Consider the following 22686-nt stretch of genomic DNA (forward strand, 5'->3'; position numbering starts at 1 on the left):
ATGAAAAATAAATAAATATCGACCGCAATTAAGTTAAATCGGTCATTTTGCGCAACAAACCCGTTTTTAGTAATGCGAAAAAACAGGCTTTCCGGTACTCTACGGCGGTTTTATCGTCCTGTAGAGAAATTATGATGTCCACCACGTTATTTAAAGATTTCACCTTCGAAGCCGCTCACCGTCTGCCGCACGTCCCAGAGGGACATAAGTGCGGGCGCTTACACGGGCATTCTTTTATGGTGCGCCTGGAAATCACAGGGGAAGTCGATCCGCATACGGGCTGGATTATCGATTTCGCTGAACTGAAAGCGGCGTTTAAACCGACCTACGATCGCCTCGACCACTATTACCTCAATGATATACCCGGTCTGGAAAACCCAACCAGCGAAGTTTTAGCAAAATGGATTTGGGATCAAGTTAAACCCGTTGTGCCGCTATTAAGTGCAGTGATGGTGAAAGAAACCTGCACTGCAGGCTGTATCTATCGCGGCGAATGATAAGAGTGTGTCGGCGGTCAATTTCCCTTAAGTAACGCTATGTTAGGGTGTTGCGCTCAGGATATCTGGAGCACACCATGGAAGATGACTGCGACATTATTATCATCGGTGCGGGTATAGCAGGCACCGCTTGTGCTTTACGCTGCGCGCGGGCAGGTTTGTCCGTTCTGTTACTGGAACGCGCTGAAATTCCCGGCAGTAAAAACCTTTCCGGCGGGCGTTTATATACCCATGCGCTCGCTGAACTCCTCCCGCAATTTCATCTGACCGCGCCCCTTGAGCGTCGCATCACCCACGAAAGCCTTTCTTTATTAACACCAGATGGTGCCACGACATTTTCCAGCTTACTGCCCAGCGGTGAATCATGGAGCGTGTTACGCCCGCGATTCGATCCGTGGCTGGTTGCCGAAGCCGAAAAAGAAGGTGTCGAGTGTATCCCTGGTGCGACGGTGGATGCACTGTATGAAGAAAACGGCAGAGTGTGTGGCGTTATCTGTGGTGACGATATTCTCCGCGCCCGTTATGTCGTCCTGGCAGAAGGTGCCAATAGCCTCCTGGCAGAACGCCATGGATTAGTTACCCGCCCTGCTGGCGAATCAATGGCGTTAGGAATCAAAGAAGTGCTTGCGCTGGAACCATCCGCTATTGAAGAACGTTTTCATCTGGAGAATAACGAAGGCGCAGCGTTGCTGTTCAGCGGCGAAATCTGTGATGACTTGCCCGGCGGCGCATTTCTTTATACTAATCAACAAACACTCTCGTTAGGGATTGTTTGCCCGCTCTCTTCCCTTACGCAAAGTCGTGTTCCGACAAGCGAGCTGCTGGCCCGCTTTAAAACGCATCCGGCAGTGCGCCCGCTTATCAAAAACACGGAATCGCTGGAGTATGGCGCGCATCTGGTGCCAGAAGGTGGCCTGCACAGTATGCCGGTGCAATACGCCGGTAACGGCTGGCTACTGGTGGGCGATGCGTTACGCAGTTGCGTCAATACCGGAATTTCCGTACGCGGCATGGATATGGCGCTGACTGGCGCACAGGCGGCGGCACAAACGCTGATAAGCGCCTGCCAGCACCGCGAGCCGCAAAATCTGTTTCCGCTTTATCATCAAAACATAGAACGCAGTCAGCTGTGGGATGTTCTACAACGTTATCAGCATGTTCCGGCGCTTTTGCAACGCCCGGGATGGTACCGTACGTGGCCTGCGTTAATGCAGGATATTTCCCGTGATTTATGGGATCAGGGTGATAAACCTGTTCCGCCGCTGCGCCAGTTGCTCTGGCGTCATTTACGTCGTCACGGCTTGTGGCATCTGGCGGGCGATGTTATCAGGAGTCTGCGATGTCTGTAGCCCGTAATCTCTGGCGCGTTGCTGATGCGCCGCACATTGTTCCGGCAGACGCCGTTGAGCGTCAGACGGCAGAACGGTTGATTAACGCCTGTCCGGCTGGTCTTTTTTCGCTCACACCAGAAGGTGACTTATGTATTGATTATCGCAGTTGCCTTGAGTGCGGAACCTGCCGTTTGCTGTGCGACGAAAAAACACTACAACAGTGGCGCTATCCACCTTCCGGATTCGGCATCACCTACCGCTTTGGATAAATAACAAGGATAATTTATGTCCCTCTTACACCTGCTCCGCCAGAATCCGGTGATTGCTGCCGTTAAAGACAATGCCAGCCTGCAACTGGCAATCGACTCTGAATGCCGGTTTATTTCCGTGTTGTACGGCAATATCTGCACCATCAGTCATATCGTCAAAAAGATTAAAAATGCCGGGAAATATGCTTTTATTCATGTTGATTTGCTGGAAGGCGCATCGAACAAAGAAGTGGTGATTCAGTTTCTGAAACTGGTGACTGAAGCGGACGGTATTATCAGCACGAAAGCATCGATGCTGAAAGCGGCAAGAGCGGAAGGTTTTTTCTGTATTCATCGTCTGTTTATTGTCGATTCGATTTCGTTTCACAACATTGATAAGCAGGTTGCACAATCGAACCCAGATTGTATTGAGATCCTGCCAGGCTGCATGCCCAAAGTGCTGGGCTGGGTGACGGAGAAAATCCGCCAACCGCTGATTGCTGGTGGGTTGGTGTGCGATGAAGAAGATGCGCGTAATGCGATTAACGCGGGTGTCGTGGCGCTTTCCACCACGAATACCGGGGTCTGGACGTTAGCGAAAAAATTGCTTTGACGGGATAATCGTAACGAATTGAATTTGTGTGATTTGTAGGCTGCACGCCAAATCTGGCATTCAGCGCCTGATGCGACGCTTGACGCGTCTTATCAGGCCTACAAGCCCGAAACCCGTCTACGCCGCATCCGGCTGTACGTTATTGGCAATCTGCGTGAATGTTTGTCACCAGTGCCTCCAGCACGGCTTTCCAGTCATCTACCACGCCAACATCTGCCTGCGAAAATACCGCCGCGCTGGCGTCATGATTAATCGCCACCACAAACTTACTATTACGTACGCCCGCCATTAACGCTGCCGCACCGGATGCGCCCGCCACAATGCAAACATCTGGCGCCAACAAATGCCCGGAAATACCAATGACCTTTTCGGCTTCAAAGCCACCGTTCATCACTCGCGCCCGACTGTAGCCCACTTCTGCCCCCAGCTTTTCAGCCAGCGTAGCGATTTCCTGGTTATCTGCCTCGCCGCCCTGCCCCACCACCAGCACCCGTCTGGCCTCAGCTAATGGGTCACGGGTAACATTTTTCAGGTTTTCTATGTTAACCAGCCACTCGGGAAGCGCTCCGGGAACAATATTCAGTTGTTGCATACCAGAGGGCAACGTGACGTTTTTCGCCGCTCCAACCTGGCGCGCCAGGGAAAGACATAGCGGGCGTTTTTCTGTTTGCAGCGTCGCCGTTAGCGCATTTCCCCAGTGGGATTTGCGCACGCTTGCGGTCGGTATATCTAATGAAATCACCTGGCAGACACAGGCTCCATGTAAACGCCAGGCCAGCCGGGTCGACAGTTCATCACCAAACGTTCCCGGCGGAAAGAGAACAACGTCCACAGGCGTTCGCTGCCACTGTTCTACCAGCGCATCCAGCACCTGTTCCGCGACCATCGGCTGCGGCTCGATTTGCCAGTGCGTTAGTGCGCTGCCGCTGAAATCCTGCTCCACCAGCCAGCCCGCCATTGCGGCATGTTCCTGATTTATTGTCACAATTGCGATATTCATGGCTGCATCCTTTGGCGTAAATAGTCCTGCCATAGCTTTTGCGCTTTTTCTGCTACCGTTTGCCCATCAATCAGCGTTGCTCTGCGTCGTTGCTCTGGCCTTGCCAGTTGCAGACACTGCATCGCTGGCGATTCAGCAGCAACAGTTTTGCGGATAATTTCCGCTTTCCCCGCCGCCATACGCTGGCGCATTCCCGGTACTGGCAAGGCCACTTCGCCACACTGGCGCACAGCAATCACCGCGGGCAAGCGGACACGACAACAGCGCAGCCCATTTTCAGTACGCTGTTCGAAGGTGATAAACGGCGCGTCGAGTGTGAAACGCTCCACCTGGGTGAAACAGGGCCAGCACAGCATTTCCGCCAGCAAAAATGGCGTTTGCCCATTCTGCCCTTCGCTGCTTTGGCAGCCGGTAATGATCAGATCCAGCGGATTCTGACGCTGCCATTCGGCAATATGGCGAGCGACAAATTCCGGCGCAAAGCGCAGATCTGCCGCCGTCTCCAGTAATATAGCTTCCTCAAACCCAAGAGCCATGAGATAGCGCAGCCAGTGCAACGCCCGTTCATCGCCTATGCTCAACGCGGTTAAAGTCATCGGCGTGCCATTTTTTCTCTGCGCCAACAGCAGCGCGGCAGCGGCCTGTTCATCAGCACCGAGTAAACTTCGCAGTAGCGAAACATCCGGTCCGCTATTACCCTGAGCCGCCGCCTGCCACTCTTTTTCCGCCAGCATTCCGGCATCCGGTTCGGCTTTAAACGCTAACAGTATGTTCATTCGCACCTCCTACATTTCCCGCCGCCACCAGCGGGAGTGCTTTGGTTTCTGGTGCCCATAGCCAGGTCACGACAAAACCAACTAACAACACTGCCGCCAGGATCAATAAGGTGACTTGCATCCCCCACTGCGCCAGCACCCACGGCAGCAGGCCAGTACTTACCGCCGCGCCAAGTCGACTCATGGCGGTGGCAAAACCGACGCCCAGCGAGCGAATGTCAGTAGGAAAACTTTCCGCAGGCAAAATGCCCACCAGATTACTGACCGCCGAAATGGTGGTGCTGAAGAGAACAAAAAGCAGCAGCGTTAATGAACTGCCGGAAGGCAAACAGGCCATCACTACCAGCGTTGCCGCCAGCAGCAAAAAACTTCCCAGCAAAAATTTGCGATGTGCCAGCAGGTGCGTCAGAACTAATCCCAGCAGCGCGCCCACGATTAACAACGCATTAAGCATCAGACTGGCGGTCAGCGCATCTTCCAGACCAATAGTCTGGGCAATGGTCGGCAGCCAGGTATAAATCACAAACCACGGGATCACGAGACAGACAAAGAAGACGCTGTTAAACGCCGTGCGCCGCCAGTAGCGCGAAGAGAACAAGGTTTTGATGTGTTTATGGGTCGCCGTTGCCACTTCATCGCCCAGTAAAACATGGGGACCAAAATAGCGATGCACGATAGCGTGAGCTTCTGCAAAACGCCCCTGTCGCAGTAGCCAGCGTGGCGATTCTGGCGTTCCCCAGCGTAATAACGTAATCAACAACGCGGGCAGAGCTGCCGATGCCAGCAGCCAGCGCCAGGCTTCCGGGTTTTCGGAAATAAAGTGATGTCCGGCAATACTTGCCAGCACATAGCCTACGGTCCACACCACGCTGAACGCGCCCAGCAAAATACCGCGGTGGCGGCGCGGGGAAAATTCAGCCAGCAAGGTGTGACCGACTGAGTAATCGCCTCCCAGACCAATGCCAATCAAAATGCGCAGTCCAATAAGATGCTCTGGCGTGGTGGCAAAAAATTGTAAAAAAGAAGCAAGCGTAATCAGCAAAAAGCTGAAGGTGAAGATTTTTTGCCGACCAATATGGTCGGAGATCCAGCCCAGCACCAGGCTGCCAAGAAACAAACCAAGGAGTGCTGAGCCACCAATCATTCCCGCCATAAACGGCGTCAGTTGCATGGCTGGAGTAAGCTGAATAATGGCGTAACCAATGACGCCGAGGACATAACCGTCAGTCAGGTGTGCGCCGAAAGTGAGCGCAGCAATGCGGCAGTGAAAACGGTTAAGTGGTAAATCATCCATTCGCACCGGTGAAGTGTTCATCTTTACCCCTTCATTGTCCGGTAATAAGAACGGCTTCTCGCCTGAGAAGCCGAAAAGGCAACGCCCCTTCATCGCGGAACGCTGCCTGATACATTATTTTTCAATCGGATAGATAGTACCCGTATTCATAATGCCATTAGGATCGAACTGCTTTTTCAGCCCTTCCAGCAACGCCCACGCGCTGCCGTGTTCCAGTTTGCTCCAGTGAACGCGATGTTTACCGATACCGTGGTGGTGCACCATCGAACCGCCGAGGCGAATGGTTTCTTCGCAGATGATTTTGTTGAGCGAATTGTGGTACTTGTCGATTTCCTCTTCCGGCTTACAGTCAACGACGTTGTAGTCGTAGACGAAGTACATGTTGGTGCCGTTCTGGTAGCTATGAGAGGAGTGACCGCCCAGCATGGTAATGTCGTCGGCGTGCGGGAACTCGGTACGAATACGGTTAATAACGCTTTCGTAGATTTCGTGGATGCAGCTCCAGCAGCCGGAGACTTCGGTGGTAAAGCCCATGTTGCCGGTTTTGAGGATCTGTACACGTTCGGCAGCCACTTTATCTGGTCCCCAGTTCAGGTGATTAAACCAGGTTTCGATCAGCTTGCTGTCCACGCGCTGGCATTGCGGGTAGCGGGCAACGATTTCCGCAATCCCTTCGCCCGTCGCCTTCGCAATGCGAGGGTTACCTTCAGCCATAAAGATCAGCACGCATTTTCCGTCGGCAAAATGGGTGAAGTGTTGGGTGCCATCTTCGGCGTCATACAAACGAGCGATCGACGGACGATACCCTTCCACCATGATTTCACGCAGGATGTTGAAGCCGGTTTTCATGTCTTCCAGGATATAGCCGTAGAAGAGATTGTTTTCTGGGGTGAATTTAAAGATTTTCACTGTTACTTCAGTGATATAGCACAATGCACCTTCGTTGCCGATGATGATGTGACGAATGTCCGGGCCAGCCGCGCGACGTGGCACGTTTTTAATGCGTGTCACGGTACCATCTGCCAGTACTGCTTCCAGACCAACGACCATATCTTCGATTGCGCCGTAGAGTGTGGAGAACTGCCCAATACTGCGGGTTGCTACCAGGCCGCCCATCTGCGCCAGCGGTTTTGATTGCGGAGAATGCCCTGTGGTGTAACCTTTTTCACGCAACGCGTTTTCCAGCACTTCCAGCGGAACACCACATTGTGCCGTGGCCTGCATATTCTCAATATCAATATTAATGATTTGATTCATGGCGGAGCCGTCGAGCACCACCGAGTTTTCCACAACGGTTTCCAGCCCACCTTCAGTGGCGGAAGCGCCGGTACGCGGCACACCGTTAATTTTGTGCGCATTCATAAAATTCAGCACACGGGAGACTTGTTCTGTGGAACCGAGTTTTACGACCGCTGCCGGAATCGGCAAAGTATAAATGCCATGAATATCCGGAAATTTACGAAAACGGTCAATACTGTTTTTCTTTAATACTGTTTCATCGGTAATTACGCGATCTGCACCAACAATTTCCTTTAGCTGGTCGACAATCGCTGCGCGAGATAAAGACATAGTAATTCCTTCCTGATAATAAAAATGGAATAATCATTAATAAGAGAAAACAGAAACCACCGTTATGGATTAGCGCACTAAATAACCGCCATCAACCACTAATAAATGTCCGTTGACATAATTCGATGCCGGACTTGCGAGGAATACGACTGCGCCCATTAAATCCTGAGTATCGCCCCAACGGTTTGCCGGAATATGATCAAGAACGCGCTGGTTAGTTTCTGGATTACTACGGGTCGCCAGAGTGATATCGGTAGCGTAATATCCCGGGGCAATACCATTCACCTGAATATTATATTGACCTAATTCATCGCAATAGGCTTTGGTGAATCCGGCAAGAGCATGTTTAGTGGCAGAATAAGCAGGTGACCATTGTCCACCTAAGTAAGAGAACAATGAACAGATATTAATGATTTTACCGCTTTTCTGCGGGATCATAATTTTTGCAGCTTCATAGCTTAACTCGAATGCGGCGGTCAGGTTCACATCAATCATTGGATCCCAGTCGGCACGACCGAAGTCCAGCACCTTATTCAGCTTACAAATACCGGCATTGTTAACCAGAATATCGACGGTACCGAAGCGCTCACAGCAGGCAGCGATAATCTTCTGCGGTGCGCCTTCTGCGGTGATATCCACCTGCATGAAGTCCACTTCAACACCCTGTTTTTCAATCATTTCCTTTGTTTCGCCGTTATCTTTGACAAAACTTGGAATAAAAATATTTGCGCCAGCTTTGGCCAACGCCATTGCAAATGCCTGACCTAAACCGCTATTCCCGCCGGTAACAATTGCTGTTTTACCTTTCAGGGAGAAAAAATCCATTGAGAACGCATTGAGAGATTCGATTGACATAGTTAGCTCCAATTTCCGTAAGGCAAAAAAAAAGAAAGGTAACTTCCCCCGCGAGAGGGAAGTTACCTTTCTCATTATCTCTGGTAACTGGAGATAATTTTTAGCATAAGGGCATAACTGCTAATGTGATCGTAATCACAGAGTGATGTTCGTATTATCAAATAGTTTTAAAAAGCAGAAGCGTGATTACTCTCACACAACATCTTTTCTTTCCATGTTATTTCTTATTGCAATTACTAGAGAGCTGAGAAAAGTAATCCACCTGAAAGGGCGGCTTACTTTTCTCTTTTTTTTGTCTATTACAAATGGGAATACGATATGCAACACAACTCATATCGCCGTTGGATAACCCTCGCGATAATTAGTTTTAGCGGCGGCGTTAGTTTTGACCTGGCTTATTTACGTTATATTTATCAAATTCCCATGGCGAAATTTATGGGATTCAGCAATACCGAGATAGGTTTAATAATGAGTACCTTTGGTATTGCGGCTATTATTCTTTATGCCCCCAGCGGCGTTATTGCCGATAAATTTTCACACCGCAAAATGATTACTTCCGCGATGATCATTACCGGATTACTGGGCCTGATAATGGCAACATATCCACCACTGTGGGTAATGCTCTGTATTCAGATCGCCTTTGCGATAACCACTATTTTAATGCTGTGGTCGGTGTCGATTAAAGCCGCCTCATTGCTGGGCGATCATAGTGAGCAAGGGAAAATTATGGGCTGGATGGAAGGGCTGCGCGGCGTCGGTGTAATGTCGCTGGCGGTGTTTACCATGTGGGTCTTTTCTCGCTTTGCACCGGATGACAGCGCCAGCCTGAAAACGGTCATTATCATCTATAGTGTGGTTTACATCTTGTTGGGGATTCTGTGCTGGTTTTTTGTTAGCGATAACAACAACCTGTGCAGTGCTAATAACGAAGAAAAACAATCATTCCAGCTTAGCGACATCCTGGCTGTTTTGCGCATCAGCACCACCTGGTATTGCAGCATGGTGATTTTTGGCGTCTTCACCATCTACGCCATTCTGAGTTACTCCACCAACTATCTCACCGAAATGTACGGCATGTCGCTGGTGGCGGCGAGCTACATGGGGATTGTGATCAACAAAATCTTCCGCGCGCTGTGTGGTCCACTTGGCGGCATTATCACCACCTACAGTAAAGTGAAATCCCCTACCCGCGTGATTCAAATCCTTTCCATCATCGGCCTGCTGGCACTGACTGCCCTGCTTGTTACCAACTCTAACCCGCAATCGGTCGCGATGGGGATTGGCCTGATTTTACTGCTGGGATTCACCTGCTACGCCTCACGTGGACTGTACTGGGCCTGCCCCGGCGAAGCGAGAACACCGTCTTACATTATGGGTACCACGGTAGGTATTTGTTCGGTGATTGGATTCCTGCCGGATGTCTTCGTTTACCCGATTATCGGCCACTGGCAGGACACCCTGCCCGCAGCAGAAGCCTACCGCAACATGTGGCTGATGGGCATGGCGGCACTCGGCATGGTGATCGTCTTTACCTTTTTGCTGTTCCAAAAAATTCGTACTGCTGATAGCGCCCCCGCAATGGCTAGCAGCAAGTAAGCCAGGAAAATTACAGGAGAAAAATCATGTCGAAAAAATACATCATAGGGATTGATGGCGGAAGTCAGAGCACAAAAGTGGTGATGTACGATCTGGAAGGTAACGTGGTTTGCGAAGGCAAAGGTTTATTGCAGCCGATGCACACGCCGGATGCCGATACCGCAGAACATCCTGACGACGATTTATGGGCATCATTATGTTTTGCCGGTCACGATTTGATGAGTCAGTTTGCCGGGAATAAAGAAGATATTGTTGGCATCGGCCTGGGCTCCATCCGTTGCTGTCGTGCGTTGTTGAAAGCCGATGGCACGCCTGCTGCGCCGTTGATTAGCTGGCAAGATGCACGCGTTACACGCCCTTACGAACATACGAATCCTGACGTGGCGTATGTCACCTCTTTTTCGGGTTATCTGACGCATCGCTTAACGGGCGAATTTAAAGATAATATCGCCAACTATTTTGGTCAGTGGCCGGTGGATTATAAGAGCTGGGCATGGAGCGAAGATGCTGCGGTAATGGAGAAGTTTAATATCCCCCGCCAGATGCTTTTTGATGTGCAAATGCCTGGCACCGTCCTCGGGCATATCACACCACAAGCCGCGCTGGCGACACATTTCCCGGCAGGGCTGCCGGTTGTTTGTACCACCAGTGATAAACCGGTAGAAGCGCTGGGAGCCGGGTTACTGGATGATGAAACTGCGGTGATTTCACTCGGTACTTATATCGCGCTGATGATGAACGGCAAAACACTGCCGAAAGCTCCGGTAGCGTACTGGCCGATTATGTCTTCTATTCCGGAAACATTGCTGTATGAAGGTTACGGTATCCGAAAAGGCATGTGGACAGTGAGCTGGCTGCGCGACATGTTAGGCGAGTCGTTAATTCAGGATGCCAAAGCACAGGATCTTTCACCGGAAGATTTGCTCAACAAAAAAGCTTCTTGTGTGCCGCCTGGCTGTAATGGTCTGATGACGGTGCTGGACTGGCTGACCAATCCGTGGGAACCGTACAAACGCGGGATTATGATCGGTTTTGATTCCAGCATGGATTACGCATGGATATATCGTTCGATACTGGAAAGCGTGGCGCTGACGCTGAAGAATAATTACGACAATATGTGTAATGAAATGAATCACTTTGCCAAACATGTGATCATTACTGGCGGCGGTTCAAACAGCGATCTGTTTATGCAAATTTTTGCCGACGTGTTCAACCTTCCGGCACGACGTAACGCCATTAACGGTTGTGCAAGCCTGGGGGCAGCGATTAATACGGCGGTAGGTCTGGGGTTGTATCCGGATTACGCAACGGCTGTCGACAAAATGGTTCGCGTGAAAGATATCTTTATGCCTGTTGAGAGCAATGCCAAACGCTACGACGCGATGAATAAAGGTATTTTCAAAGATTTAACCAAACATACTGATGTGATCCTGAAAAAATCGTATGAAGTGATGCATGGTGAGCTGGGGAATGCGGATTCTATCCAGAGCTGGTCGAATGCGTAAGTGAGATAAACAGTGCCGGGTAAATGATTAATCCCGGCATATTCACGTTTCCACCACAAAATACCGGGTAACCATTGATGAATATTGTTCTCTCCTGAGCAGCGTTTATGCTTTAATTGCTAAACCGATTTAATTGATTTAGCAATTAGTGTAATGGAGCCTTTATGAGCGCAAGAGTATGGGTACTCGGTGATGCGGTTGTTGATTTATTACCCGAAAGCCAGGGGAGGCTACTACAGTGTCCTGGTGGGGCGCCGGCTAATGTTGCAGTCGGTATCGCAAGGCTGGGGGGAAAAAGTGCCTTTATTGGCAAAGTTGGCGATGATCCTTTCGGTCGTTTTATGTATCAGACACTGAGTAAAGAAAATGTTGATACACGTTATATGTCTCTTGATCCTCAACATCGCACCTCAATTGTGGCTGTAGGACTTGATGAGCAAGGAGAAAGAAACTTTACCTTTATGGTACGCCCAAGTGCCGATCTTTTTTTACAACCTGATGACATTCCTGCATTTGGGCCGGGTGAATGGCTCCATCTTTGTTCCATTGCGCTCAGTGCAGAACCTTCCCGAAGTACCGCATTTCTGGCTATGGAGAAAATACGTCAGGCTGGCGGAAACATCAGTTTTGATCCCAATATCCGCAGCGATCTCTGGCAGAGTGAAGCGCAATTAAGGAAATACCTTGATCGCGCACTTTCGCTGGCGAATATCGCTAAATTGTCCGAAGAAGAGTTGCTATTCATCAGTGGCAAAAGCCAGGTTCAGCAAGGCGCGCATTCATTAGTGCAGCGTTATTCGTTGACTTTATTGCTTATTACACAAGGAAAAAATGGCGTACTTGTGTATTTTCAGGGGCAGTTTATCCACTATCCAGCCAGGCCTGTTTCTGTCGTCGATACGACCGGGGCAGGAGATGCTTTTGTCGCAGGATTACTTGCTGGCCTGGCCGACTCCGGAATCCCAACAAATACCAGATTGCTTGAACGGATCATCGCACAAGCTCAGACTTGTGGTGCTCTGGCAACCACGGCTAAGGGCGCCATGACAGCCTTACCCCGACAACACGATCTCCCTTCATAATAGTGATCCTGCTGCTGTATCTGTAACCCGATTTGTTGTGCTTGTCACATTTACTAAACCGGTTTAGCGAAAATGATTGCTCTGGCTAAAAAGTCAGCTTTATCATCAAAACCTAAACCGGTTTAGCATTTTAGCAAAATTTATAATTCTCTGATGGGACGCGACAAATTATGTATAAAAAAACAACCTTGGCAGTGTTAATTGCTTTGCTGACCGGTGCAACAACGGTACATGCACAAACGGATATTAGCAGTATCGAATCTCGACTGGCTGCGTTGGAACAACGTTTAAAAAATGCGGAATCCCGCGCCCAGGCGGCAGAAACAAGGGCAAAAACGGCTGAATTGCAGGTGCAGAAACTGGCTGAAACACAACAACGAAATCAGGTAACAACTCAGGAAGTAGCACAGAGAACAGTCCAACTCGAACAGAAATCCGCAGAGAACAGTGGCTTTGAGTTTCATGGCTATGCCCGTTCCGGGTTACTGATGAATGATGCCGCTTCCAGCAGCAAAAGTGGGCCGTATCTGACTCCCGCAGGTGAAACCGGTGGAGCTGTTGGCCGTCTGGGAAATGAAGCCGATACCTACGTCGAATTAAATGTAGAACATAAACAAACACTGGATAACGGTGCGACCACGCGCTTTAAAGCAATGTTGGCTGACGGACAAAGAGATTACAACGACTGGACTGGCGGTTCCAGTAACCTGAATATCCGACAGGCTTTTGCCGAACTAGGCACATTGCCAAGTTTTACCGGAGCATTCAAAGACAGTACTGTCTGGGCTGGTAAACGCTTTGATCGCGACAATTTTGATATTCACTGGTTAGATTCCGATGTCGTATTTTTGGCGGGAACGGGCGGTGGTATCTATGACGTAAAATGGAACGATACATTCCGCAGTAACTTTTCTCTCTACGGACGCAATTTCGGCGATCTCGATGATATCGACAATAACGTTCAGAACTACATCCTCACCATGAATCATTATGCTGGCCCCTTCCAGTTGATGGTTAGCGGATTACGGGCAAAAGATAATGATGATCGAAAAGATGCCAATGGTGATCTCATTCAGACTGATGCTGCAAATACTGGCGTACATGCGTTGGTTGGTCTGCACAATGACACTTTCTATGGCCTGCGTGAAGGGACGGCAAAAACAGCACTGCTATATGGTCATGGACTGGGTGCGGAAGTCAAAGGTATTGGCTCCGATGGCGCCCTGCTGTCTGAGGCAAATACCTGGCGCTTCGCATCTTATGGCACAACACCTCTGGGAAGCGGTTGGTATGTTGCACCAGCCATTCTCGCGCAAAGCAGCAAAGATCGTTACGTCAAAGGCGATAGTTATGAATGGGTAACCTTCAATACACGCCTGATCAAAGAAGTAACACAGAATTTTGCCCTGGCCTTTGAGGGTAGCTATCAATATATGGATCTGAAGCCGAAGGGGTATCAGAACCATAACGCCGTGAACGGCAGCTTCTATAAACTCACCTTTGCACCAACTCTAAAAGCTAACGATATCAATAATTTCTTTAGCCGTCCGGAGCTTCGCCTGTTTGCCACCTGGATGGACTGGAGCAGCAAACTTGATGATTTTGCCAGCAATGACGCTTTCGGCAGCAGTGGGTTCAACACTGGCGGAGAGTGGAATTTTGGTGTCCAAATGGAAACCTGGTTTTAATACCAGACAGCCTCACGAATGTGAGGCTTTTACTGAAATAACAATGAATTAGAGGGTTATATGGATTTCGATAAAATCGCCCAATCGTTGCTTCCTTTATTAGGTGGTAAGGAGAACATCGCCAGTGCAGCACATTGTGCTACTCGCCTACGACTGGTACTGGTTGACGACACACTTGCCGATCAAGATGCCATTGGCCAGATTGATGGAGTGAAAGGTTGTTTTCGTAATTCAGGGCAAATGCAGATCATCTTTGGCACCGGCGTGGTTAATAAAGTCTATGCTGCCTTTATTCAGGCCGCGGGCATTAGCGAATCCAGTAAATCAGATACCGCGCGTATTGCCGCTCAAAAACTCAATCCTTTTCAGCGAATTGCACGCTTACTGTCGAATATTTTTGTACCCATCATTCCTGCCATTGTTGCTTCTGGTTTATTAATGGGACTTCTGGGAATGGTAAAAACGTATGGCTGGGTGAATGCCGATAATGCGATTTATATCATGCTGGATATGTGCAGTTCAGCCGCATTTATTATTCTTCCCATCCTGATAGGCTTTACTGCTGCTCGTGAATTTGGTGGTAATCCTTATCTTGGCGCGACCTTAGGAGGTATCCTGACTCACCCAGCACTCACGAATGCCTGGGGCGTTGCTGCGGGATTTCAGACAATGGACTTCTTCGGTTTTGAAATCGCTATGATTGGTTACCAGGGAACGGTTTTCCCCGTGCTTTTAGCCGTGTGGTTTATGAGCATAGTGGAAAAACAGTTACGCAGGTTTATCCCTGATGCCCTGGATCTCATTCTGACGCCATTTCTGACAGTCGTCATTTCTGGCTTTATCGCTCTTTTAATCATTGGTCCAGCAGGACGAGCGTTAGGCGATGGTATCTCTTTCGTTCTCAGCACGCTGATTGCACACGCTGGCTGGTTAGCAGGGTTGTTATTCGGTGGGCTATATTCAGCCATTGTAATTACTGGCATCCATCATAGTTTTCACGCAATTGAAGCCGGGCTTTTAGGAAATCCTGCAATTGGTGTCAATTTCCTGCTGCCTATTTGGGCAATGGCAAACGTTGCGCAAGGCGGTGCATGTCTGGCGGTATGGTTTAAAACCAAAGATACAAAAATTAAAGCAATCACCCTGCCCTCGGCCTTTTCCGCAATGTTAGGTATAACTGAAGCCGCTATTTTTGGTATCAATCTTCGTTTTGTTAAACCTTTTATTGCTGCCTTAATTGGTGGCGCTGCCGGCGGTGCCTGGGTTGTCTCTGTTCACGTTTATATGACTGCCGTTGGTCTGACAGCAATACCCGGCATGGCAATAGTTCAGCCAACATCGTTGGTTAATTATATTATTGGAATGGCGATTGCTTTCGCTGTCGCTTTTAGTCTCTCTTTATTACTCAAATACAAAACGGACGAGGAATAATGTCGATGCCTTCACAAATGCCCGCGATTTTACAGGCAGTTATGAAAGGTCAGCCCAAAGCACAGGCAGATGCCCACTATCCTTGTTGGCATCTCGCTCCAGTCACCGGACTAATGAACGATCCAAATGGCTTTTGCTGGTCAGGAGGCCGCTATCATCTGTTTTATCAGTGGAATCCACTGGCTTGTGATCATAAGTACAAATGTTGGGGGCACTGGAGTTCGACGGATTTATTGCACTGGCAGCATGAACCATTAGCGCTAATGCCTGATAAAGAGTACGACCGTAATGGTTGTTACTCAGGAAGCGCGGTTAATAATCAGGGCGTTCTCACACTTTGCTATACCGGTAATGTTAAGTTTGATGATGGCAGCAGAACGGCATGGCAATGCCTGGCCACCGAAAATAACCAGGGCGGGTTTGATAAACTAGGCCCTGTCATACCGTTACCTGATGGTTACACCGGACATGTTCGTGATCCAAAAGTCTGGAAGCACAACAGCCAATGGTACATGGTGCTTGGCGCGCAAGATAAAGAGAAACGGGGGAAAGTGCTGCTGTATTCCTCTGTCGATCTCTATACCTGGTCTTTTCATGGAGAAATTGCTGGTAACGGTCTGAATGAAATAGATAACGCAGGATACATGTGGGAATGTCCTGATTTTTTCGCCCTTGATGGTGAATACATTCTCCTCTGCTGCCCCCAGGGAATGGCGCGCGAACATGAGCGCTATCTGAATACTTATCCCTGCGCCTGGCTACATGGACAGTTTGATTACGAGACAGGCAAATTTACGCATGGCGCTTTCTCAGAGCTGGATGCGGGGTTTGAATTCTATGCGCCACAGACGATGGAAGCCCCGGACGGGCGACGATTGCTGGTTGGTTGGATGGGGGTTCCTGATGGTGAAGAGATGTTGCAACCAACCAGAAAACATCATTGGCAGCATCAAATGACCTGTTTGCGCGAACTCTCATTCCAGAAGGGAAAATTGTTGCAGATGCCAATCAGGGAACTCACGCAACTGCGTGAAGCTGAACACTTCTGGCAAGGAAAAGCGGATTATGCACCGCATGTCGAAATTGAACGCCTGGAAATGGACATCATTCCGTCGGGTGAGCTGTATCTGAATTTTGGCAACGCACTGGCACTACATCTCAATGCCGATGGTATTCAACTACAGAGGAAAAGCCTTGCAGGGCAAGAGAAACTAACTCGTTACTGGCGAGGAAGCGTAACGTCACTGAAGATTCTCTGTGACAGTTCCAGCGTAGAAATATTCATCAATAATGGCGAAGGTGTAATGAGCAATCGTTATTTTCCCCATCATCCAGCTTCGCTGATATTACAGGGTGAGTCTGACGTCACGTTACACTACTGGTCGCTACGCGCCTGCATGGTAGAATGAGGGTTTTGAATTACGGATCCTCGTCGTGAGAAAAACCAAACGCGTTACTATTAAAGACATTGCTGAACTGGCGGGAGTGTCTAAAGCAACCGCCAGTCTGGTTCTCAATGGTCGTGGCAAAGAGTTACGTGTTGCGCAGGAAACGCGTGAGCGTGTGCTGAGTATTGCCCAACAGCAGCATTATCAGCCCAGTATTCATGCCCGCTCATTACGGGACAACCGCAGTCATACCATTGGTCTTGTCGTTCCTGAAATCACTAACTACGGATTTGCAGTATTTTCCCATGAACTGGAAACATTGTGTCGGGAAGCGGGCGTCCAGCTCCTCATATCCTGTACTGATGAAAATCCTTCACAGGAAACAATGGTGGTGAACAATATGATTGCCCGCCAGGTTGATGGATTAATCGTCGCATCCAGTATGCTGCATGATAATGACTATCAAAAACTTAGCGAGCAATTACCTGTTGTGTTGTTCGATCGCCACATGAACGGCAGCACATTGCCATTGGTAATTACTGACTCTGTTTCTCCCACCGCCGCCCTGGTGGCAGATATTGCACGGAGTCACCCGGATGAATTCTATTTTCTGGGCGGACAACCCCGTTTGTCACCGACACGCGATCGACTGGAAGGATTTACACAAGGCTTGCAGCAAGCCGGAGTAACGCTACAACCTGAATGGATTATTCACGGTAATTATCATCCGAGCTCAGGATATGAAATGTTTGCCGCACTATGCGCTCGTTTAGGACGTCCCCCTAAAGCATTATTCACTGCAGCTTGTGGGTTACTGGAAGGCGTTCTGCGCTATATGAGCCAATATAATTTACTCGACAGTAAAATCCACCTGGCAAGTTTTGATGATCATTACTTGTATGATTCACTTTCGGTAAGAATCGACACGATACAACAGGATAATCGCCAACTTGCTTTTCACTGCTTTGAGCTTATTTCGCAACTGATTGAAGGTGAAACACCATCCCCGTTACAGCGTTATCTTCCTGCCAGTTTACAAAAACGCTATCGATAATCACTTAACTATCAGGCATAGCTCCCCGTAAAACGGGGGCTATTATTGTTTAACATATACGTTAAATATAATGATGTATAAACAGATCAGGCAATATTCAAATATTTATGTGTTTGCATCGACAAACGCCAGTTACGCGCAATGCAAGTTTCAATGCACAAACGCGTAGCATCTTCCTTCTGGCTAATTGGCTGAAGTGCAATGACTCGCGGTTTATCATCGGTCAGCGTCGCCAGCAATTCATCCAGTGCTTCGATATCCCGTACGCGTCCAACTGGGTGTTTGATTTCGTTAGCTCGCTCCAGGGCTTGCGACAATACTTCATAACCGCCACGCATATTCAGTTTTGGCGACACGGTGACCCAGGTATTCGGCGTACAACGCACTTCATGAGTACCGCTGGTTTCTATCTGGCAACTGAAACCGTTCTTTTCGAGCAGGTCAGTTAGTGGCATCAAGTCATGAATACAAGGTTCACCACCCGTAATCACCACGTGACGCGCGGTGTATCCCTGACGACCGATGACTGCGAGTAAGTCTTCACTGCTTGCTGCTCCCCACTTATCACTCTCTTTCGTTTTACCCAGAATGCTGAAAAGGGAAACTTCCCGATCCTCAAGCTTTTCCCATGTGTGTTTGGTGTCGCACCAGGCACAGCCGACCGGGCATCCCTGTAAACGAATAAAAATGGCGGGGACGCCGGTAAAGTAACCCTCACCTTGCAGGGTCTGGAACATCTCGTTAATCGGGTACTGCATAGCATTCTCTGAGAAGTGGATAATTGTTAATTATTGCAGATCCTGCCGCAACAATCATGTCTTATTAACATTCTGTTACAGGCGGGTTTAAGGTAAAAAGTGAATCAGATCATTAAGAATAAAATGAAGCGGCGTATTATGTTTTAAAGGATCAAATAAAAGGGATTTAAACATGTTTAGAATATTCATCGTATTTATATTTATTTTCAATTTATCAGGTTGCGGTTATAACGATATTCAAACCTATGATGAGCAGGTTAATGCCTCCTGGTCAGAAGTACTGAATCAGTATCAACGTCGCGCCGATCTTATTCCTAATCTTGTCGCAAGTATTAAAGGTTATTCCAGCCATGAAAAAGAGGTACTGGAGGCCGTTACGTTAGCTCGTAGTCAAGCTAATCGTGCCAGCAGCGATCTTCAGCAAGCTCCGGGAGATGAGCAAAAATTACAAGCCTGGCAACAAGCTCAGGCGCAGGTAACTCGCACTCTCGGGCCGTTAACGATTATTAGTGAACGTTATCCTGAATTAAAGGCTCAGGAACTCTATCAAAATTTAATGGTACAACTCGAAGGAAGCGAAAATAGAATTGCTGTCGCGCGAGGAAGATATATTAAAGCCATTGAACAATATAATGTCACTATCCGCAAATTTCCCGCAGTGTTAACCGCAAAGGTCATGGATTACACACCAAAGAAAAATTATTTGCCGGATGATGTCGCCGCAGTAAGCAAAGCCCCAACAATAGATTTTAGCCAGAATGCTAATGCTCATTAGGCGAGTTAATTATATGAAAAATTTTATCTTACTTCTTGTTCTGGTCTGTTCATCTGCGTTTGCAGTACAAGTTCCAGTACCTGAATCACCTAAATATATGAATGATTTAACAGGGACATTAACCAGAGGGGAAGTAAGTACTCTGACCAGCCAGATTAAAGCCCTGACGCAAAAAGAACAGACGCAGCTTGTGGTATTGGTGGTTGAAACCACAGGCGAAGAAACCATCGAGCAATATGCAACACGTGTGTTCGAGAGTTGGCAGCCCGGCCATAAAGGTCGTGATGACGGTATTTTACTGGTAGTTGCCTGGCAAGATCATACCGTTCATATTGAAATCGGTTACGGGCTTGAGGGTATTCTGACGGATGCACAGTCCGGGCAAATTATTCGCAACAGTATTATTCCCGCGTTTAAAAAAGGCGACCTTACTGGCGGCTTGCAACAGGGTATCAGTGATATTGAAACCCGACTATCAGGAAATGATTTAGTCAATAACACATCGCCCGATCACCCTTTGCCCTTTAGCGGTTGGTGGGCTTTGTTAGTCTGGGCGATAGTACTGACGTTTATTTCTGCCAGAGGATATGTCAAAACGCTGGGAGTAATTTGCTTTGCTGCCATAATATTGGCCTTTGTACTTCCCATCGCTGGATATAGCGGGAGCTGGGGAGTTCTTGCCACATTATTATGTTTCGCCACACCGTTCCTGGCCGTAGCTATCGCTTTCACACCTTTCGGCAGAAAGGTGCGTGCTTCAATGCGTAGTGCCAACCGACCGTCTCGTTACGAAAGAAGCAACTCGGCTTCCTGGCATTCTTCATCATCGTCGTCATCTTCCTCTTCATCGTCTTTCGACAATGACAATTTCAGCGGTGGCGGCGGTTCATCTGGTGGCGGTGGCGCTTCCGGCCGTTGGTGATCGTAATGCGCTTAATCTTTATTTTACTCGCTTTGTGGTGCTTTCCGGTGCTTGCCCAGCAAATTGCTGTGCCGGAGCTGCGCCACCAGGTGACCGATATTACTGGTACGTTAAGCTCGTCTGAACAACAATCACTGACACAGCAGCTGCAGGATATTACACAAAAAACACGAGCCCAGGTCGCCGTATTAATTGTGCCATCCACCGGGGACGATACCATTGAACAATATGCAACTCGCGTTTTTGATAGCTGGAAACTGGGGGATGAGCGGCGTGACGATGGTATTCTGATCCTGGTCGTCTGGGAAGATCGTAAAGTTCGCATTGAAGTGGGCTACGGGCTGGAAGGGGTGGTTACCGACCTGCAAGCGGCGAAGATTATCCGTGATATATTAATCCCTGCCTTCAAAAGTGATGACCTTATGGGTGGGTTAACACTGGCAAGCGAAAATATTGGCGCGCTTCTGTTGAATGGTGAATTACCGGAAAACAGGGGGAATTACTACAGTATCAATCCCCCTATTCCATTATCGCTTGCTGTAATTATATTACTGGCGGTGCTTTCATATTTTATTGTTTTTACCGATCCGTCAAATCTCCCCTGGATAGCACTCACTGGCGCAATTTACGGGATGGTATTCCTTTATGTTGCAGAGCCAGGACCATGGACGAATTTAATCGTTGCCTGCGGTATGTTAACGCCTTTCGCGATCGTAGTGCTGCTTATCTTTTGGCTTATAGTTAGTAAAAAACTACGCGCCAAATATAAGAAACTCGGTAAAGAAAGAGCTTCAAGAAAAGGTTCTTCTTCATCCTCTTCCGGTGGCGGCTCAAGTGGTGGTGGGTTTAGCGGCGGCGGCGGATTTAGCGGAGGTGGCGGTTCTTCTGGCGGTGGCGGCGCGTCCGGCCGCTGGTAACTCGACCATAAAAAATGCCAGCCCGAAGGCTGGCATTTTTAAATCAGATAAAGTCAGACTTATGCCTGGCCTTTGATCTCTTTACGACCGTTGTACGGTGCTTTTTCGCCCAGAGCTTCTTCGATACGAATCAGCTGGTTGTATTTAGCAACACGGTCAGAACGGCTCATAGAACCAGTTTTGATCTGGCCTGCAGCAGTACCAACAGCCAGGTCAGCAATGGTAGCGTCTTCAGTTTCGCCAGAACGGTGAGAGATCACTGCAGTGTAGCCAGCGTCTTTCGCCATCTTGATTGCAGCCAGAGTTTCGGTCAGAGAACCGATCTGGTTGAATTTGATCAGGATGGAGTTCGCGATACCTTTTTCGATACCTTCTTTCAGGATCTTGGTGTTGGTTACGAACAGGTCGTCACCAACCAGCTGGATTTTGTCGCCCAGTACTTTGGTCTGGTATGCGAAACCGTCCCAGTCAGATTCGTCCAGACCGTCTTCGATAGAAACGATCGGGTACTGTTTGGTCAGTTCTTCCAGGAAGTGAGTGAATTCTTCAGAGGTGAAAGCTTTGTTGCCTTCGCCAGCCAGAACGTATTTACCGTCTTTGTAGAATTCAGAAGCTGCGCAGTCCATCGCCAGAGTGATGTCTTTGCCCAGTTCATAACCAGCAGCTTTAACAGCTTCAGCGATAACAGCCAGAGCTTCAGCGTTGGAACCCAGGTTCGGCGCATAGCCACCTTCATCACCAACCGCAGTGTTCATGCCTTTCGCTTTCAGAACTTTTGCCAGGTGATGGAAAACTTCAGAACCCATGCGGATGGCTTCTTTCACAGTTTTCGCGCCAACCGGCTGAATCATGAATTCCTGGATATCAACGTTGTTGTCAGCGTGCTCACCACCGTTGATGATGTTCATCATCGGAACCGGCATAGAGTATTTGCCCGGAGTGCCGTTCAGTTCAGCGATGTGCTCATACAGAGGCATCCCTTTAGCAGCAGCAGCAGCTTTGGCGTTAGCCAGAGATACAGCCAGGATTGCGTTCGCGCCGAAGTTAGATTTGTTTTCGGTGCCGTCCAGGTCGATCATGATCTTGTCAATGCCAGCCTGATCTTTGGCATCTTTGCCAATCAGCGCCTGAGCGATCGGGCCGTTAACCGCAGCAACAGCTTTGGTTACGCCTTTGCCCAGGAAACGGGATTTGTCGCCATCGCGCAGTTCCAGAGCTTCACGGGAACCAGTAGAAGCACCTGATGGAGCAGCTGCCATACCGACGAAACCACCCTCCAGATGTACTTCGGCTTCAACAGTCGGGTTACCACGGGAGTCGATGATTTCACGACCGATGATTTTTACGATTTTGGACATTAGGTTTTCCTCAAGTCACTAGTTAAACT

At 48.8% G+C, this 22686-nt stretch carries 20 protein-coding genes and 1 pseudogene; 14 read left to right on the top strand and 7 right to left on the bottom strand.

What is annotated here, in order from left to right; translation table 11 throughout:
- The first annotated feature begins 131 nt into the window (after positions 1-131).
- The 4 genes from queD to D9741_RS13400 all read left to right on the top strand — a co-directional run bounded on the left by queD (position 132) and on the right by D9741_RS13400 (position 2689).
- Entirely contained in the window at positions 132-497 is a 366-nt protein-coding gene (queD, locus tag D9741_RS13385) for a 6-carboxytetrahydropterin synthase QueD (protein ID WP_001329795.1), read from the top strand.
- 77 nt (positions 498-574) lie between these two features.
- Positions 575-1846, top strand: a complete 1272-nt coding sequence (locus D9741_RS13390) for an FAD-dependent oxidoreductase (RefSeq protein ID WP_130214501.1) — start codon at positions 575-577, stop codon at positions 1844-1846.
- Complete coding sequence (locus D9741_RS13395) at positions 1837-2097, top strand: ferredoxin family protein (protein ID WP_130214503.1); 261 nt, start codon at positions 1837-1839, stop codon at positions 2095-2097. The genes D9741_RS13390 and D9741_RS13395 overlap by 10 nt, the downstream gene beginning before the upstream one ends.
- A gap of 16 nt (positions 2098-2113) precedes the next feature.
- Entirely contained in the window at positions 2114-2689 is a 576-nt protein-coding gene (locus D9741_RS13400; RefSeq protein ID WP_130214505.1) for a glycerol-3-phosphate responsive antiterminator, read from the top strand.
- A 139-nt stretch (positions 2690-2828) separates the two neighbouring features.
- Here the strand turns inward: D9741_RS13400 and D9741_RS13405 are convergent, their stop codons facing one another.
- From D9741_RS13405 to D9741_RS13425, 5 genes are all read right to left on the bottom strand, one after another.
- Positions 2829-3689, bottom strand: coding sequence for an electron transfer flavoprotein subunit alpha/FixB family protein (locus tag D9741_RS13405; protein WP_130214507.1), 861 nt, complete (start codon positions 3687-3689; stop codon positions 2829-2831).
- The gene (locus tag D9741_RS13410; RefSeq protein WP_130214509.1) at positions 3686-4465 is read right to left on the bottom strand and encodes an electron transfer flavoprotein subunit beta/FixA family protein; all 780 of its coding nucleotides are present in this window, start codon (positions 4463-4465) and stop codon (positions 3686-3688) included. Before D9741_RS13410 ends, D9741_RS13405 begins: the two co-directional genes overlap by 4 nt.
- The gene (locus D9741_RS13415) at positions 4443-5852 is read right to left on the bottom strand and encodes an MFS transporter (protein WP_165383451.1); all 1410 of its coding nucleotides are present in this window, start codon (positions 5850-5852) and stop codon (positions 4443-4445) included. The genes D9741_RS13410 and D9741_RS13415 overlap by 23 nt, the downstream gene beginning before the upstream one ends.
- Before the next feature lie 21 nt (positions 5853-5873).
- A complete protein-coding gene (locus D9741_RS13420; RefSeq protein WP_130214513.1) occupies positions 5874-7328 on the bottom strand; it encodes an FAD-binding oxidoreductase in 1455 nt (484 codons plus the stop codon).
- A 69-nt stretch (positions 7329-7397) separates the two neighbouring features.
- Positions 7398-8183, bottom strand: coding sequence for an SDR family oxidoreductase (locus D9741_RS13425; RefSeq protein WP_130214515.1), 786 nt, complete (start codon positions 8181-8183; stop codon positions 7398-7400).
- A 318-nt stretch (positions 8184-8501) separates the two neighbouring features.
- Here D9741_RS13425 and D9741_RS13430 point away from each other — a divergent pair, with 318 nt between their 5' ends.
- The 7 genes from D9741_RS13430 (at position 8502) to D9741_RS13460 (ending at position 17927) form a co-directional block, all read left to right on the top strand.
- A complete protein-coding gene (locus tag D9741_RS13430; protein ID WP_130214517.1) occupies positions 8502-9779 on the top strand; it encodes an MFS transporter in 1278 nt (425 codons plus the stop codon).
- A 26-nt stretch (positions 9780-9805) separates the two neighbouring features.
- Positions 9806-11284 carry an FGGY-family carbohydrate kinase gene (locus D9741_RS13435; RefSeq protein WP_130214519.1) on the top strand — a complete coding sequence of 493 codons (1479 nt, stop codon included), beginning with the start codon at positions 9806-9808 and terminating at the stop codon, positions 11282-11284.
- Positions 11285-11448: 164 nt separating this feature from the next.
- A complete protein-coding gene (locus D9741_RS13440; RefSeq protein ID WP_130214521.1) occupies positions 11449-12366 on the top strand; it encodes an aminoimidazole riboside kinase in 918 nt (305 codons plus the stop codon).
- A gap of 170 nt (positions 12367-12536) precedes the next feature.
- Positions 12537-14054 (top strand): carbohydrate porin, encoded by a 1518-nt coding sequence (locus D9741_RS13445; RefSeq protein ID WP_130214523.1) that lies wholly within the window; start codon positions 12537-12539, stop codon positions 14052-14054.
- Between the two features lie 60 nt (positions 14055-14114).
- Complete coding sequence (locus D9741_RS13450) at positions 14115-15485, top strand: sucrose-specific PTS transporter subunit IIBC (RefSeq protein ID WP_130214525.1); 1371 nt, start codon at positions 14115-14117, stop codon at positions 15483-15485.
- Positions 15485-16894, top strand: a complete 1410-nt coding sequence (locus D9741_RS13455) for a sucrose-6-phosphate hydrolase (RefSeq protein ID WP_130214527.1) — start codon at positions 15485-15487, stop codon at positions 16892-16894. The genes D9741_RS13450 and D9741_RS13455 overlap by 1 nt, the downstream gene beginning before the upstream one ends.
- 25 nt (positions 16895-16919) lie before the next feature.
- Positions 16920-17927 carry a LacI family DNA-binding transcriptional regulator gene (locus D9741_RS13460; RefSeq protein WP_001232702.1) on the top strand — a complete coding sequence of 336 codons (1008 nt, stop codon included), beginning with the start codon at positions 16920-16922 and terminating at the stop codon, positions 17925-17927.
- 86 nt (positions 17928-18013) lie between these two features.
- Here D9741_RS13460 and queE read toward each other — a convergent pair whose 3' ends face one another.
- Positions 18014-18685, bottom strand: coding sequence for a 7-carboxy-7-deazaguanine synthase QueE (queE, locus tag D9741_RS13465; protein ID WP_130214529.1), 672 nt, complete (start codon positions 18683-18685; stop codon positions 18014-18016).
- A gap of 172 nt (positions 18686-18857) precedes the next feature.
- Between queE and D9741_RS13470 the strand changes: the two genes are divergently transcribed.
- The 3 genes and pseudogenes from D9741_RS13470 (at position 18858) to D9741_RS13480 (ending at position 21299) form a co-directional block, all read left to right on the top strand.
- Positions 18858-19460: a LemA family protein gene (locus tag D9741_RS13470; protein WP_130214531.1), complete on the top strand. Its 603-nt coding sequence runs from the start codon at positions 18858-18860 to the stop codon at positions 19458-19460.
- Between the two features lie 13 nt (positions 19461-19473).
- Positions 19474-20145: pseudogene (locus tag D9741_RS13475) on the top strand (YgcG family protein); the annotation flags it as partial.
- A gap of 233 nt (positions 20146-20378) precedes the next feature.
- Positions 20379-21299 carry a YgcG family protein gene (locus D9741_RS13480; RefSeq protein ID WP_130214535.1) on the top strand — a complete coding sequence of 307 codons (921 nt, stop codon included), beginning with the start codon at positions 20379-20381 and terminating at the stop codon, positions 21297-21299.
- A 59-nt stretch (positions 21300-21358) separates the two neighbouring features.
- Here the strand turns inward: D9741_RS13480 and eno are convergent, their stop codons facing one another.
- Positions 21359-22657 carry a phosphopyruvate hydratase gene (gene eno / locus D9741_RS13485; protein ID WP_064528183.1) on the bottom strand — a complete coding sequence of 433 codons (1299 nt, stop codon included), beginning with the start codon at positions 22655-22657 and terminating at the stop codon, positions 21359-21361.
- Positions 22658-22686 lie beyond the last annotated feature (29 nt).

This window comes from Escherichia sp. E14V7 (genome assembly GCF_004212225.1).
Classification (GTDB): Bacteria; Pseudomonadota; Gammaproteobacteria; order Enterobacterales; family Enterobacteriaceae; genus Escherichia.

Coding starts and splice junctions, on each gene's coding strand:
- eno (WP_064528183.1), bottom strand. CDS start 22,657: ATGTCCAAAATCGTAAAAATCATCGGTCGTGAAATCATCGACTCCCGT.
- D9741_RS13435 (WP_130214519.1), top strand. CDS start 9,806: ATGTCGAAAAAATACATCATAGGGATTGATGGCGGAAGTCAGAGCACA.
- D9741_RS13440 (WP_130214521.1), top strand. CDS start 11,449: ATGAGCGCAAGAGTATGGGTACTCGGTGATGCGGTTGTTGATTTATTA.
- D9741_RS13470 (WP_130214531.1), top strand. CDS start 18,858: ATGTTTAGAATATTCATCGTATTTATATTTATTTTCAATTTATCAGGT.
- D9741_RS13420 (WP_130214513.1), bottom strand. CDS start 7,328: ATGTCTTTATCTCGCGCAGCGATTGTCGACCAGCTAAAGGAAATTGTT.
- D9741_RS13410 (WP_130214509.1), bottom strand. CDS start 4,465: ATGAACATACTGTTAGCGTTTAAAGCCGAACCGGATGCCGGAATGCTG.
- D9741_RS13400 (WP_130214505.1), top strand. CDS start 2,114: ATGTCCCTCTTACACCTGCTCCGCCAGAATCCGGTGATTGCTGCCGTT.
- D9741_RS13430 (WP_130214517.1), top strand. CDS start 8,502: ATGCAACACAACTCATATCGCCGTTGGATAACCCTCGCGATAATTAGT.
- D9741_RS13390 (WP_130214501.1), top strand. CDS start 575: ATGGAAGATGACTGCGACATTATTATCATCGGTGCGGGTATAGCAGGC.
- queE (WP_130214529.1), bottom strand. CDS start 18,685: ATGCAGTACCCGATTAACGAGATGTTCCAGACCCTGCAAGGTGAGGGT.
- D9741_RS13405 (WP_130214507.1), bottom strand. CDS start 3,689: ATGAATATCGCAATTGTGACAATAAATCAGGAACATGCCGCAATGGCG.
- D9741_RS13445 (WP_130214523.1), top strand. CDS start 12,537: ATGTATAAAAAAACAACCTTGGCAGTGTTAATTGCTTTGCTGACCGGT.
- queD (WP_001329795.1), top strand. CDS start 132: ATGATGTCCACCACGTTATTTAAAGATTTCACCTTCGAAGCCGCTCAC.
- D9741_RS13455 (WP_130214527.1), top strand. CDS start 15,485: ATGTCGATGCCTTCACAAATGCCCGCGATTTTACAGGCAGTTATGAAA.
- D9741_RS13395 (WP_130214503.1), top strand. CDS start 1,837: ATGTCTGTAGCCCGTAATCTCTGGCGCGTTGCTGATGCGCCGCACATT.
- D9741_RS13450 (WP_130214525.1), top strand. CDS start 14,115: ATGGATTTCGATAAAATCGCCCAATCGTTGCTTCCTTTATTAGGTGGT.
- D9741_RS13415 (WP_165383451.1), bottom strand. CDS start 5,852: ATGAAGGGGCGTTGCCTTTTCGGCTTCTCAGGCGAGAAGCCGTTCTTA.
- D9741_RS13425 (WP_130214515.1), bottom strand. CDS start 8,183: ATGTCAATCGAATCTCTCAATGCGTTCTCAATGGATTTTTTCTCCCTG.